The 12,784-nt window shown below is 69.9% G+C and carries 13 protein-coding genes and 1 pseudogene; 4 read left to right on the forward strand and 10 right to left on the reverse strand.

All coding sequences use genetic code 11. The features are described from left to right. Nucleotides 1-39: 39 nt before the first annotated feature. From C1I99_RS21525 to C1I99_RS34115, 4 genes and pseudogenes are all read left to right on the forward strand, one after another. Nucleotides 40-849: a class I SAM-dependent methyltransferase gene (locus C1I99_RS21525; RefSeq protein ID WP_111136028.1), complete on the forward strand. Its 810-nt coding sequence runs from the start codon at nucleotides 40-42 to the stop codon at nucleotides 847-849. A gap of 78 nt (nucleotides 850-927) precedes the next feature. Then, a complete protein-coding gene (locus C1I99_RS21530) occupies nucleotides 928-1,146 on the forward strand; it encodes a hypervirulence associated TUDOR domain-containing protein (protein ID WP_111136029.1) in 219 nt (72 codons plus the stop codon). After that, entirely contained in the window at nucleotides 1,133-1,564 is a 432-nt protein-coding gene (locus C1I99_RS21535; protein ID WP_111136030.1) for a DUF3140 domain-containing protein, read from the forward strand. The genes C1I99_RS21530 and C1I99_RS21535 overlap by 14 nt, the downstream gene beginning before the upstream one ends. 70 nt (nucleotides 1,565-1,634) lie before the next feature. Next, nucleotides 1,635-1,730 (forward strand): annotated as a pseudogene (locus C1I99_RS34115) (hypothetical protein); the annotation flags it as partial. A gap of 154 nt (nucleotides 1,731-1,884) precedes the next feature. On the opposite strand, the gene polA reads toward C1I99_RS34115, so the two are convergent. The 10 genes from polA to C1I99_RS21590 all read right to left on the reverse strand — a co-directional run bounded on the left by polA (nucleotide 1,885) and on the right by C1I99_RS21590 (nucleotide 12,763). Beyond that, nucleotides 1,885-4,584, reverse strand: a complete 2,700-nt coding sequence (gene polA / locus C1I99_RS21545; RefSeq protein WP_111136031.1) for a DNA polymerase I — start codon at nucleotides 4,582-4,584, stop codon at nucleotides 1,885-1,887. 87 nt (nucleotides 4,585-4,671) lie between these two features. Continuing rightward, complete coding sequence (locus C1I99_RS21550; protein WP_111136032.1) at nucleotides 4,672-5,478, reverse strand: amino acid ABC transporter ATP-binding protein; 807 nt, start codon at nucleotides 5,476-5,478, stop codon at nucleotides 4,672-4,674. Next, complete coding sequence (locus tag C1I99_RS21555) at nucleotides 5,475-6,455, reverse strand: amino acid ABC transporter permease (RefSeq protein WP_111136033.1); 981 nt, start codon at nucleotides 6,453-6,455, stop codon at nucleotides 5,475-5,477. Before C1I99_RS21555 ends, C1I99_RS21550 begins: the two co-directional genes overlap by 4 nt. 2 nt (nucleotides 6,456-6,457) lie before the next feature. Beyond that, nucleotides 6,458-7,363, reverse strand: coding sequence for an ABC transporter substrate-binding protein (locus C1I99_RS21560; protein WP_111136034.1), 906 nt, complete (start codon nucleotides 7,361-7,363; stop codon nucleotides 6,458-6,460). A 35-nt stretch (nucleotides 7,364-7,398) separates the two neighbouring features. After that, nucleotides 7,399-8,109 (reverse strand): ABC transporter ATP-binding protein, encoded by a 711-nt coding sequence (locus C1I99_RS21565; protein ID WP_111136035.1) that lies wholly within the window; start codon nucleotides 8,107-8,109, stop codon nucleotides 7,399-7,401. Continuing rightward, nucleotides 8,099-8,944 (reverse strand): ABC transporter ATP-binding protein, encoded by an 846-nt coding sequence (locus C1I99_RS21570; protein ID WP_111136036.1) that lies wholly within the window; start codon nucleotides 8,942-8,944, stop codon nucleotides 8,099-8,101. The genes C1I99_RS21565 and C1I99_RS21570 overlap by 11 nt, the downstream gene beginning before the upstream one ends. Continuing rightward, the gene (locus C1I99_RS21575; RefSeq protein WP_111136037.1) at nucleotides 8,937-10,046 is read right to left on the reverse strand and encodes a branched-chain amino acid ABC transporter permease; all 1,110 of its coding nucleotides are present in this window, start codon (nucleotides 10,044-10,046) and stop codon (nucleotides 8,937-8,939) included. Before C1I99_RS21575 ends, C1I99_RS21570 begins: the two co-directional genes overlap by 8 nt. Beyond that, nucleotides 10,043-10,993, reverse strand: a complete 951-nt coding sequence (locus C1I99_RS21580) for a branched-chain amino acid ABC transporter permease (RefSeq protein WP_111136038.1) — start codon at nucleotides 10,991-10,993, stop codon at nucleotides 10,043-10,045. Before C1I99_RS21580 ends, C1I99_RS21575 begins: the two co-directional genes overlap by 4 nt. Nucleotides 10,994-11,097: 104 nt before the next feature. Further along, the gene (locus C1I99_RS21585; protein ID WP_111136039.1) at nucleotides 11,098-12,258 is read right to left on the reverse strand and encodes a branched-chain amino acid ABC transporter substrate-binding protein; all 1,161 of its coding nucleotides are present in this window, start codon (nucleotides 12,256-12,258) and stop codon (nucleotides 11,098-11,100) included. A gap of 259 nt (nucleotides 12,259-12,517) precedes the next feature. Further along, nucleotides 12,518-12,763 (reverse strand): hypothetical protein, encoded by a 246-nt coding sequence (locus tag C1I99_RS21590; RefSeq protein ID WP_146604012.1) that lies wholly within the window; start codon nucleotides 12,761-12,763, stop codon nucleotides 12,518-12,520. Nucleotides 12,764-12,784: the final 21 nt, after the last annotated feature.

Below are 12,784 nucleotides of genomic sequence, written 5' to 3' on the forward strand. Positions count from 1 at the left end.
AGATGTGTATAAGAGATAGCCGGCGCCTAGCGTGAGCGGGTGGACAACGACAGCCGGGTGACCCGCCGCCAGGTCGGTGCCGCCGAGGCGCGCTGGGCCAACCGCCGCTGGTGGGACGCCGACGCCGACGACTACCAGGCCGAGCACGGCGAGTTCCTCGGCGACGTGGACTTCGTCTGGTGCCCGGAGGGGGTGCGGGAGGCGGACGTACGCCTGCTGGGTGAGCTGGCCGGACGGCGGGTGCTGGAGGTGGGCTGCGGGGCCGCGGCCGCCGCCCGCTGGCTGGCCGTCCAGGGCGCCCGGCCAGTCGCGCTGGACCTGTCCGCCGGCATGTTGCGGCACGCCGCGCTGGCGGCCGAGGGCACCGGCGTACGCGTGCCGTTGGTGCAGGCCGACGCGCTGGCGCTGCCCTTCGCCGACGCGGCGTTCGACACCGCCTGCACGGCGTTCGGGGCGATTCCGTTCGTCGCCGACTCGGCGGCGGTGATGCGCGAGGTGTTCCGGGTGCTGCGCCCCGGCGGCCGGTGGGTGTTCTCGGTGACGCACCCGATGCGCTGGATCTTCCTTGACGACCCGGGCGAGGGAGGGCTGACCGCGGTGCACTCGTACTTCGACCGCTCCCCGTACGTCGAGCAGGACACGACCGGCACGGCCACCTACGTGGAGCAGCACCGCACTCTGGGCGACCGGATCCGGGAGCTCGTCGGCGCCGGGTTCCGCTTCCTGGACCTGGTGGAGCCGGAGTGGCCGGAGGGGCACCAGGGCATCTGGGGGCAGTGGAGCCCGCTGCGCGGTCGCCTCTTCCCCGGCACCGCCATCTTCGTCGCCGAGAAGCCCGCGGACGGGTAGCGGCCCGCAGCTCGGCGGCGCGGCGGCGGACCTTCAACCCACCCGTTTCCGCTCATCGAACCCGGGTACGTCGGAAGCATGGCCAAGAAGGAGTTCCGCGAGGGCGACCACGTCTCCTGGGCCAGCCACAGCGGCCGGGCGTACGGCGTGGTCAAGGAGAAGCTGATCGACCGGACGCACGTACGCGGGCACACCGTGAACGCCTCGCCGGAGGAGCCGCAGTACCGGATCCGCAACGACCACTCGGGTCGAGACGTCGCACACCGGCCGGAGGTCCTGCGCCATGAACCGGAGTGAGGATCCCCAACAGACCTACCGGGAGTTCACCGAGGCGGTGAACATGAAGCCCGGTGAGCTCCAGAGGTGGCTGGAGACCGACGAGTCGAAGCACGTCGGCTGGCGGAAGAAGGGCACCAAGGGTGGCGAGTCAGTCGGCCACGAGTCCGGCCGGAAGATCATCGAGCTGCTGCGTCGCAAGCGCAGCGAGCTCTCCGGGGACGACTTCCGGCACATGCGCAAGGTGATCGGGTACGTCCGGCGTCACATGGCGCAGCGACCGAGCGGCGACGTCCGCCAGACCCGGTGGCGGTACTCGCTGATGAACTGGGGTCACGACCCGATCAAGGCGCCGCTTCCGCCGCCGGGCGGTCGATCCCGGCAGGCCCTGGAGCGGCACGGCGTCCCGCCGAAGGCGCGCCGGGGACCGGGACGCTGACCCGGGTGGCACATGATCACCCCGCTGACCGCCGACGTCACCGCCGCCGACACGCCAGACCAGGTGGTCGATGCCGCCCTCGACCGGTACGTGGCGGCTGGACGTGCTGGTGAACAACGCCGGAATCGCCGGGGGTGTCCCGCTGGCGGAGCTGGACGAGGCGGCCGCCCGCCGGCAGCTCGACACGAACCTGCTCGCACCGATCCGGCTGGCGCAGGCACTCACCGGCACCCGCCACGGTGGCCTGCGCCCCGGTCGGCGACGACCGAGCCGTGAACCCGGCCGGGTTGCCCGACCAGCCGGGGCGGAGGCCCCGGCGGTCAGTGGTCGGCGCTGTTCCAGTCCCGCCCCTCGCCCACGGAGACCTCCAGCGGCACGGACAGCGGGTACGCCCCGCCCATCTCCTTGCGGACCAAGGCCTCAAGGGCCTCGCGCTCGCCCGGCGCGACCTCGAAGACCAGCTCGTCGTGCACCTGCAGCAGCATCCGGGAGCGCAGCCCCGCCTCGCGCAGCGCGGTGTCGACGTGCAGCATGGCGAGCTTGATGATGTCGGCCGCCGAGCCCTGGATCGGGGCGTTGAGGGCCATCCGCTCGGCCATCTCCCGGCGCTGCCGGTTGTCGCTGACCAGGTCCGGCAGGTAGCGACGCCGACCGAGGATGGTCGAGGTGTAGCCGTCGTGCCGGGCCCGGGCGACCACCTCCTGGAGGTAGTCCCGGACCCCGCCGAAGCCGGCGAAGTAGTCCTCCATCAGCCCGCGCGCCTCCTCGGCGCTGATCCCGAGCTGCTGGGACAGCCCGAACGCGCTCAGCCCGTACGCCAGGCCGTAGTTCATCGCCTTGATCTTGCGGCGCTGGTCGGCGCTGACCTCGGCGACCGGCACCCCGAAGACCGACGAGGCGGTGGCGGCGTGGAAATCCGCGCCGGAGTTGAACGCTTCGATCAGCGCGTCGTCCGACGACAGGTGCGCCATGATCCGCATCTCGATCTGGCTGTAGTCGGCGGTGAGCAGGCACTCGTAGCCCTCCCCCACCACGAAGGCACGGCGGATGCGCCGCCCCTCCTCGGTGCGGATCGGGATGTTCTGCAGGTTGGGCTCCGTGGAGGAGAGCCGCCCGGTGGCCGCCACCGTCTGGTTGAAGGTGGTGTGGATGCGGCCGTCCTCGGAGACCGACTTGAGCAGCCCGTCGACGGTCGTCTTGAGCTTGGCCACGTCCCGGTGGCGCAGCAGGTGGGCCAGCACCGGATGCGGGTTCTGCGCGTAGAGCCACTGCAGGGCGTCGGCGTCGGTGGTGTAGCCGGTCTTGATCCGCTTGGTCTTGGGCAGGCCCAGCTCATTGAAGAGAATCTCCTGGAGCTGCTTCGGCGAGCCCAGGTTGAACTCCCGCCCGACCGCCGCGTACGCGCCCTGCGCGGCCGCCTTCACCTCACCGGCGAAGTGCGCCTCCAGCTCCGACAGGTAGTGGGTGTCGGCGGCGATGCCGGTGCGCTCCATCCCGGCGAGCACCCGCATCAGCGGCAGCTCCACGCCGGCCATCAGCCGGGCGGACTGCTCGCCGTCGCGGGACAGCTCAGCGTCGATCGCGTCGGCCAGGTCGAGAGTGGCCCGGGCCTGGAGCATGAGGTTCTGCTCGGCCTCGCCGTCGTCGCCCAGCCCCTCCAGGGTGAGCTGCCCGGTCTCCGGCGCGTCGACCCGCAGCTCCCGGTGCAGGTAACGCAGGGCCAGGTCGGTCAGGTCGTAGGAGCGCTGGTCGGGACGGGCCAGGTAGGCCGCGATCTGGGTGTCGCGGACGATGCCCTCCAGCGACCAGCCGTGCGCGGCGAGGGCGAGCACCGCCGGCTTGCTGTCGTGCAGCACCTTCGGGCGCTCGGCGTCGGCGAGCCAGCCGGCCAGCGCGGCCTCGTCGGCCGGGTCGAGCCGGGGCGGGTCGAACCAGGCCGCCGCCCCGGCGGCGGTGGCCAGCGCCATGCCGGTGACCGAGGCGGTGTGCCGGCGGTTGGGGCCGGTGTCGAGCTTCACCGCCACCCCCACCGGGGTGCCGGCCGGCGCGTGCGTGCCCAGCCAGCCGGTCAGCGCGCCGGGCTCGGTGAGCACCTCGCCGGTCAGGTCGAAGCCGGCCTCGGCCTCCGGCTCGACCGCCTCCAGGTACTGGTACAGCCGGTCCCGCAGGATGCGGAACTCGAGGGTGTCGAAGACCTGGTGCACCGCCTCGCGGTCCCACCCCGGCCAGCGGGCGTCCTCAGGCCGGAGCGGCAGCTCCAGGTCGGAGACCAGGCAGTTGATCTCGTAGTTGCGGATCACGTCGGCGAGCCGCTCGCGCAGGCTGTCGCCGGCCTTGCCCTTGATCTCGTCGGCCCGGGCGACGACCCCCTCGACCCCGCCGTACATGTTGATCCACTTCGCGGCGGTCTTCGGGCCGACGCCGGGGATGCCGGGCAGGTTGTCGCTGGTCTCGCCGACCAGGGCGGCCAGGTCGCGGTAGCGCTCCGGGGCGACTCCGTATTTCGCCTCCACCGCCGCCGGGTCCATCCGGGCCAGGTCGGAGACGCCCTTGCGCGGGTAGAGCACGGTGATCTTGTCGCCGACCAGCTGGAACGCGTCCCGGTCGCCGGTGGTGATCAGCACCGGCATGCCCTGGTCACGCGCCTGGCAGGCGAGGGTGGCGATGACGTCGTCGGCCTCGTAGCCCTCCTTCTCCACCACCGGGATGCGCAGCGCCGCCAGCACCTCCTTGACCAGGCTGACCTGACCCTTGAAGTCCGTCGGGGTCTCGCTGCGGCCGGCCTTGTACTCCGCGTACTTCTCGGTGCGGAAGGAGCGGCGGGAGACGTCGAAGGCGACGACGATGTGGGTCGGCTGCTCGTCGCGGAGCACGTTGATCAGCATCGAGGTGAAGCCGTAGACCGCGTTGGTCGGCTGACCCGTCGTGGTGGAGAAGTTTTCCACCGGCAGGGCGAAGAAGGCCCGATATGCCAGGGAATGTCCGTCGACGAGGAGCAGGCGCGGCGTCGTAGCTGTCACGCGAGCGACTCTAGCCGCCCGCCCCGACACTCCAGGACACCGGCACGGTCGCCGGCGCGGCCCGTGCGGGCCGCGCCGGCGACCCGGTCAGAGCACCTTGGCCAGGAACGCCTTCGTCCGGTCGTGCCGCGGGTTGGCGATCACCTCGCGGGGGTTGCCCGACTCGACCACCACGCCGCCGTCCATGAAGACCAGCGAGTCGCCGACCTCCCGGGCGAAGCCGATCTCGTGGGTGACCACGATCATCGTCATGCCGTCGCGGGCCAGGTCCTTCATCACGTCGAGCACCTCGCCGACCAGCTCGGGGTCGAGGGCGCTGGTCGGCTCGTCGAAGAGCATCAGCTTCGGCTGCATCGCCAGCGCCCGGGCGATCGCCACCCGCTGCTGCTGGCCGCCGGAGAGCTGCCCCGGATAGGCGCCCAGCTTGTCGCCCAGGCCCACCCGCTCCAGCAGCTGTGCCGCCCGCTCGCGCGCCGCGGCCTTCTTCTCCCGGCGCACCAGCACCGGCGCCTCGGTGACGTTGTCCAGGACGGTCTTGTGCGGGAAGAGGTTGAACCGCTGGAACACCATCCCGATCGAGCGACGCTGGGCGGCGACCTCCTTCTCCCGCATCTCGTGCAGCTTGCCGCCGCGCTCGCGGTAGCCGATCGGCTCGCCGTCCACCCAGATCCGCCCAGCGTTGATCTTCTCCAGGTGGTTGATGCAGCGCAGGAAGGTCGACTTGCCGGAGCCCGAGGGCCCGAGCAGGCAGCAGACCTCGCCCGTGCGCACCTCCAGGTCGATGCCCTTGAGCACCTCCAGCGGCCCGAACGACTTGTGCACCTGCTCGGCCCGGACCATCGGTCCGGCACCCGGCGCCGTCGCGTCCGGCTGTACCGCCGTCATCTCGGTCATGCGCCGCCCACCTCTCCGGTCCGGCCGCCGGTCTCCGCCGTCATCCCCCGCAGCCGGATCTTCGCCCGCTCGCTGCGGCCAAAGCCCTTGGCGAAGTGCCGCTCCAGGTGGTACTGACCGACCAGCAGCACGCTGGTCAGCAGCAGATACCAGATGGTCGCCGCGACCAACATCGGAAAGACCTGGAAGGTCCGGCTACCGACGGCCCTGAGCTGGAAGAACAGCTCGGTGGAGACCGGCACGAAGGCCACCAGCGAGGTGTCCTTGAGCATCGCGATGGTCTCGTTGCCGGTGGGCGGGACGATCACCCGCATCGCCTGCGGCAGCACGATGCGGCGCAGGATCTGGGCGCGGGTCATGCCCAGCGCCTGGGCGGCCTCGGTCTGGCCCTCGTCCACCGACTGGAGGCCGGCCCGGACGATCTCCGCCATGTACGCGGCCTCGGAGAGGCCGAGCGCCAGCATGCCGGCGACGAAGCCGGTGAGGATCTCCACGGCGGTGAAGCCGAACAATCGCGCCTCGAAGTCCTGCACGCCGAACAGCGCGCCGATCTGCCGGTCGAAGGGCAGCCCGAACTCGATCCGCGCCCAGAGGATGCCCAGGTTGCCGAAGAGGATCACCAGCACCAGCCGGGGCACCGCCCGGAAGAACCAGGTGTAGACCCAGGCGACGCCGCGCAGGATCGGGTTCTCCGACAGCCGCATGATGGCGAGGAGGACGCCCAGCCCGATACCGATCAGCATGGAGGTCAGGAGCAGCGCGATGCTTCCGCGCACCCCCTCGATGACCGGCGGGCGGAACATCTCGTCGACCATGAACGACCAGTTGAACGCCTTGTTCGTCACCAGCAGGTGGACGAACATGGCCACCAGCACCCCGATCACGGCGACGGCGAGCCACCGCCCGGGATGCCGCACGGGCACGGCCTGGATGGGTTCCGGCCGTGCCCGCTCGGGTGTATCGGTCTCGACCGACATGGTCAGTTGGTCGGGTTGAGCGCCGAGGTGGCGATGGCGCCGCCCTCGACGCCCCACTTCTTCAGCGCGGTCTGGTACGTGCCGTCGGCGATGACCGCCTGCACGGCCTCCTTCAGCACCTCGGCGAAGGCGGTCTGGTCCTTCTTCACCGCGTATCCGTACGGGGCCGACTCGTAGATGTCACCGAGCAGCTCCAGCTGGCCGTTGCTCTGCTTCACCGCGTACGCGCCCACGGGCGAGTCGGCGAGCATGGCGTCGTTCTTGCCGCTGACCACCGCGGCGGTGGCGTCGCTCTGCGCCTGGTACTGGTCGATGGTGATCGCCGGCTTGCCAGCGTCGGTGCACTTCTTCGACCGGGCGGTGATGTCGTCGACCTGCACGGTGCCGGTCTGAACGGCGATCTTCTTGCCGCAGGCGTCGTTCACGTCGACCTTGGCCGGGTTGCCGGCCTTGGTGGCCCACTGGGTGCCGGCGGAGAAGTAGCTGACCATGTTGACGCTCTGCAGCCGCTCGGCGTTGATGGTGAACGACGACACGCCGATCTCGTACTTACCGGAGTCCACGCCGGGCAGGATCGAGTCGAACGGGGCGGACTCGTACTCGGCCTTGAGGCCGAGCTTCTGCGCCACCGCGTTGAACAGCTCGATGTCGAACCCGATCACCGTCTTGCCGTCGGTGTCGAGGAACTCCGCCGGGGCGTACGTCGAGTCGGTGCCGACCTTGATCACGCCGTCGGCCTTGATCGCGTCGGGCACCTTGGCGGCCAGGGCGGAGTCGGCGGTGACGGAGGGGCCGGCGCCCGGCTGGTCGGTGCTCTCCTTCTCACCGCAGGCGGCGAGCGAGAGGGCGAGCATGGCCGCGCCGGCGGCGCCGAGCACGGCCCGGCGCCCACCACTGATGTTGAACATGTCGTGCTCTCCTTGCGATGAGGGGTGGCGGCCGGTCAGGCCACGCCGAGGTATGCCTCTTTGACCGCCGGGTCGTGCAGCAGCTCCGCGCCGGTGCCGCTCTTGACGATCCGGCCGGTCTCCAGCACGTATGCCCGGTGCGCCCGGGCCAGCGCCTGCTGGGCGTTCTGCTCGACCAGCAGGATGGTGGTGCCCTGCTCGTTGATCTCGGTGATGATGCTGAAGATCTGCTGGATCAGCATCGGCGCCAGACCCATCGAGGGCTCGTCGAGCAGCAACAGCTTCGGCCGGCTCATCAGCGCCCGGCCGACGGCCAGCATCTGCTGCTCGCCGCCGGAAAGGGTACCCCCGTGCTGCTTGCGCCGCTCCGCCAAGCGCGGGAACAGGTCCAGCACCCGGTTGAGGTCCTGCGCGATGCCCGCCCGGTCCCGCCGGGTGTACGCCCCCATGTCCAGGTTCTCCAGCACCGTCATGCCGGGGAAGATGCCCCGGCCCTCCGGCGCCTGGCACAGCCCCCGGCGCACCCGCAGGTCGGCCCGGAGCTTGGTGATGTCCTCGCCCTGGAACCGGATCCGGCCGGCGGCGACCGGCCGGATGCCGGAGATCGCCCGCATGGTGGTGGACTTGCCGGCACCGTTGGCACCGATCAGGGCGACGACCTCCCCCTCGTCCACGGTCAGGCTGATGCCGTGCAGCGCCTGGATCCGCCCGTAGAGCAGGCTCACATCGTCGATCTCAAGCAGCATCGTCCGGCACCCCCAGGTACGCCGCGATCACCTTCGGGTTCTCCCGCACCTCGGCGGGCAGGCCCTCGGCGATCTTCTTTCCGAACTCCAGCACGACGATCCGGTCGGTGACCCCCATGACCAGGCGCATGTCGTGCTCGATCAGCAGCACGGTCACGCCGGTGTCCCGGATCTGCCGGATGAGCTGGAGCAGTTCCTCCTTCTCCGCCGGGTTGAAGCCGGCGGCCGGCTCGTCCAGGCAGAGCAGGACCGGGTTGGTGGCCAGCGCCCGGGCGATCTCCAGCCGGCGCTGCTCGCCGTAGGAGAGGTTGCGGGCGAACTCGTGCATCCGCTTGCGGATGCCGACAAACTCCAGCAGGCGCTCCGCCTTCTCGCGGCCCTCGCGCTCTTCCTTCCAGTACCTGGGCAGCCGGAACAACGCGGAGATCACGCTGGTCTTGTGGTGCGCGTCGGCGCCGACCAGGACGTTCTCCAGCGCGGTCATCTCCGGGAACAGGCGGATGTTCTGGAACGTCCGCGCCATGCCCATCTTGGTGATCTGGTGCCGCTTCTTGCCGCTGATCTTCTCGCCGCGGAACCGGATCTGCCCCTCGGTGGGCTGGTAGATGCCGGTCATGGCGTTGAAGCAGGTGGTCTTGCCGGCGCCGTTCGGGCCGATCAGGCCGAGGATCTCCCCCTTGTAAAGGGTGAAGTCCACCTCGTTCAGCGCGACCACGCCGCCGAAGCGCAGCGTGACCTTGTCGACCTCCAGCAGCGGCTCCCGGTCGGGCACCGCCTCCAGGGCCGGTGCGCCCGCCTGGGCGGGGACGGACGGAGTCTGCTCGGTGTCACTCACCGACGGTCACCTCCTTGCGGCGGTCCTTGAACTCCGCCGCACGTCGTCGGTTCGGGATCAGCCCCTCCGGCCGGAAGATCATCATCACCACGAGCACCAGACCGAAGAAGAGGAACCGGTACTCGTAGAGCTCCACGCCGAACAGCTCGATGCCGCGGAACCGCTCGATCATGTACGCCACCAGGCCACCGCCGACGATCGCGCCGACGATGTTGCCGGAGCCGCCGAAGATGACCGCGGCCAGGATGATGATCGAGTTCAGCAGCTCGAAGTTCTGCGAGTTGACGAAGTTCTGCTTGCCCGCGAAGAGCGCGCCGGCCAGACCGGCGATCGCCGCGCCCGCCGCGAACGCCCAGAGCTTGAACTTGAACGTGGGTACGCCCATCAGCTGGGCCGCGTCCTCGTCCTCGCGGATCGAGATCCAGGCCCGGCCGACCCGGCTGTGGGTCAGGTTCCGCACCCCGATCACCACCAGGATGATCAGCGTGAGCACCAGCCAGTAGTACGGCCGGGCGTCCAGCACCCCGAAGACCGGCTTGCCGTCGGCGTACTGGCCCGGCGGGTGCGGGATCTGGTTGAAGCCCCGCTGGCCCTTGAGGAACTCGGAGCTGACCGCCGCGATCCGGATCATCTCCGCGAAGCCGAGCGTCACCAGCGCCAGGTAGTCACCGCGCAACCGCAGCGTCGGCGTGCCGAGCATGACGCCGGAGACCATGGTCAGGCCGATCGCCACCGGCACCGCCAGCAGCCACGGCCACAGGGTCTTGACATCGCTGCTCGGTGAGGTCAGCACCGCCACGGTGTACGCGCCGACCGCGAAGAAGCCGAAGTAGCCCAGGTCGAGCAGGCCGGCGAAGCCGACCACGATGTTCAGCCCGACCGCCAGCAGCACGTAGATCGAAACGGTGAACATCACCTGGGTGAAGTTCGCGCCGGGGGTCGGGATCGGCCCCAGGTACTGGTAGAACTCCCTGTTCGGCAGGGCGTAGAAGAACACGATCACGGCGGCCAGCAGTGCCCAGCGCACCCAGCGCGGCGCGCCGCGCCACCGCTCCCCGGCCGCCTCGCGGCCAGAGCGCACCCTCTCCAGGACGGTCGTCATGCCCGTGCCCTCCCCAGCGATTCGCCCAGCAGACCGGTCGGCCGGAACATCAACAGCACCACCAGCACCGCGAACGCGGCGAAGTCCTTCCACTGCGAGCCGAACAGGCCGGAAGCGTAGTTCTCCACGACGCCCAGCAGCAGACCACCGACCAGCGCGCCGCGCAGGTTGCCGATGCCGCCGAGCACCGCGGCGGTGAACGCCTTGAGCCCCAGCAGGAAGCCGACGCTGTAGGTGAGGGTCTGGATCCGCACGTCGTAGAGCAGGCCGGCCACGCCGGCCATCGCGCCGCCGGCGATGAAGACCATCATGATGATCCGGTCCTTGTTCACGCCCATCAGCGCGGCGGTGTTGGCGTCCTGCGCCACCGCGCGGATGCCACGGCCGATCCGGCTGCGGTTGATGAACATGTCCAGCGCGATCATCATCCCCAGCGCGGCGCCGATGGTCAGCAGCTGCACCGCGTCGATCGGCACCCCGGCGATCTCGAAGAGCGGCTCGGGGCTGACCAGCTGCGGCGCGCCCTGCGGTAGACGGCGGGTGTAGACGCCGAACGCCTCGGCGATGGCGATCGACGCGCCGATCGCGGTGATGAGGAAGGCCAGCGGCGGGGCGTTGCGCTTACGCAGCGGCCGGTACGCCACCCGCTCGATCACCGTGGCGGTGCCCGCCGACGCGATCGCGGCGACGATCATCGCCACGATCAGGTAGAACATGATCGAGCCGAGCCCGCTGACCTGCGAGTTCTGGTCGAGGCCGAAGCCGTTCCAGGTCCACAGCGCGGCGAACGCGCCGGCGATGAACACCTCGGAGTGGGCGAAGTTGATGAGTCTCAGCACGCCGTAGACCAGCGTGTAGCCCAGCGCGACCAGGGCGTAGATCGCGCCCTGGGTCAGGCCGGTCGTGGTGAGTTCCCCGAAGTTGGAGAACAGGCCGTCGAAGTTCAAGGGAGGGACACTCCATCAGGTCTGGAGAGAAAAGGGGTGCGGCCGGGAGCGAGCTCCCGGCCGCACCCGCGATCACAACTCAATCGCTGTAGCAGCGACCGGCGTCAGGACTTCGGGATCTCCTGGTCCGGGACGACCTTGCCGCCCTGCACCTTGAAGGCCCAGACCTTGACCTGCGCCGGGTCGAGCTCGCCGCCCTCGACGAACTTGTAGGTCGCCGCGACGCCCTCACCGCTGTAGCCCTTCACGAACTCCAGCAGCGACTCGCGGGTGGTCTTGCCGTCCTTGATGCCGGCGAGCAGGATGTTCGCCGCGTCGTAGGCGGTGTCGCTGTAGGTGCCCGGGTCGGTGCCGTTGAGGGCCTTGTACTCCTGGGCGAAGGTGCCGCGCGCCTCGGTGGCCGGCTGGCACGGGCAGGTGAGGATGGTGCCCTCGGCCGCCGCCGCACCCGCGGAGGTGATGTAGGCGGCGTCGTTGACACCGTCGCCGGCGACCATCGGCGCGGTGACCCCGCCAGCGGTGAGCTGCTTGCGGATCAGGCCGGCCTCCTGGTAGTAGCCGCCGTAGAAGACCGCCTTCACGTTGGCGGCCTTGACCTTGGTGACCACCGCGGAGAACTCGGTCTGCTTGCCCTCGCCCTGGACCTTGTCCGAGCCGACGACCGACGCGCCGAGCACCTTCTTGACCTCGTCGGCCAGGCCGGCGCCGTACGCGGACTGGTCGTCGATGACGTAGACCCGGTCGGCCTTCAGCACGTTCTTGATGTAGTTACCGGCCGCCGGGCCCTGGCTGAAGTCGTTGCCGACCGCCCGGAAGAAGGTCTTCCAACCCTGCTCGGACAGGCTCGGGCGGGTCGCGGAAGGGGTGATGGTGACCAGGCCGGCCTCGTTGAACAGCGGGCCGGCGGCCTCCGACTCTCCGGAGTAGGCCGGGCCCACGATGCCGAGGATCTTCGGGTCGTCGATGGCCTTCTGGGCCAGGCCCGGGGCCTGGTCGGGGCTGCCCTGCGAGTCCAGCGGAACCAGCTCGACCGTGCAGTCGGGGTTCTCCTTGTTGTGCTTGTCGACGGCCAGCTTTACGCCGTTGTTCTCGTTGATGCCGAGCGCCGCCGAGCTACCGGTCAGCGCGCCGAAGAACGCGATCTTGTTGCCGCACTTGTCGCCACTGGACGCCGTGTTGTCACCGCCGCTGGAGCATGCGGTGCCGCCGGCGACGAGCGCCAGCATGGCGACTCCACCGATCACGCGCGTGAGCTTCTGCCTCAAGGCCCGAACCCTCCTCCGTCCCATGGTCCGAACCACCCGCTGCCTATTGGCCCTTGCGGGGGCGGACGAACCAGACCGTCGTCGCCGGTCTGGGGCCGGACGTTATCCCACCGCAGAGCAGTGGCGTAAGTCCCAGGGGAGCGGGTTGACCGAACCGTTACACGCCGTGGCGGATTGGAAACGATCGCTGTAAGAAGCTTCGGTTCTGAATACTTTTCACCTTCGTTTCGTCGGTAACGGGTGAGACGCTCGTCACCAGCTACCGGCTGAACTCCGAAACCGCCATCCACCAGGCACGAGACCCCTGAGCGTCATCCGCCAGCAACAACAGTCGATCTCCCTGCGCGGCCACCGCCACCGCCGTGTCACCGGTGTCCGGCACCCCCACCGGCATCACCACCGTCCGCCATGAATCACCCGAATCCGCCGACTGCCACAGTGCGTGACCGGCATCGCCCGCGGTCACCGCCACCAACCCACGGCCCGCAACGGTCAACCCGGCCACCGACGCCACCCCCGGCCCGGC

Origin of the sequence: Micromonospora deserti (assembly GCF_003236335.1) — a bacterium.
Classification (GTDB): domain Bacteria; phylum Actinomycetota; class Actinomycetes; order Mycobacteriales; family Micromonosporaceae; genus Micromonospora; species Micromonospora deserti.

Bases quoted from the DNA above. Each gene is read 5' to 3' on its own strand.
- C1I99_RS21555 (WP_111136033.1), bottom strand. From the start codon at position 6,455: ATGTCGGTCGAGACCGATACACCCGAGCGGGCACGGCCGGAACCCATC.
- C1I99_RS21575 (WP_111136037.1), bottom strand. From the start codon at position 10,046: ATGACGACCGTCCTGGAGAGGGTGCGCTCTGGCCGCGAGGCGGCCGGG.
- C1I99_RS21530 (WP_111136029.1), top strand. From the start codon at position 928: ATGGCCAAGAAGGAGTTCCGCGAGGGCGACCACGTCTCCTGGGCCAGC.
- C1I99_RS21550 (WP_111136032.1), bottom strand. From the start codon at position 5,478: ATGACCGAGATGACGGCGGTACAGCCGGACGCGACGGCGCCGGGTGCC.
- C1I99_RS21535 (WP_111136030.1), top strand. From the start codon at position 1,133: ATGAACCGGAGTGAGGATCCCCAACAGACCTACCGGGAGTTCACCGAG.
- C1I99_RS21560 (WP_111136034.1), bottom strand. From the start codon at position 7,363: ATGTTCAACATCAGTGGTGGGCGCCGGGCCGTGCTCGGCGCCGCCGGC.
- C1I99_RS21565 (WP_111136035.1), bottom strand. From the start codon at position 8,109: ATGCTGCTTGAGATCGACGATGTGAGCCTGCTCTACGGGCGGATCCAG.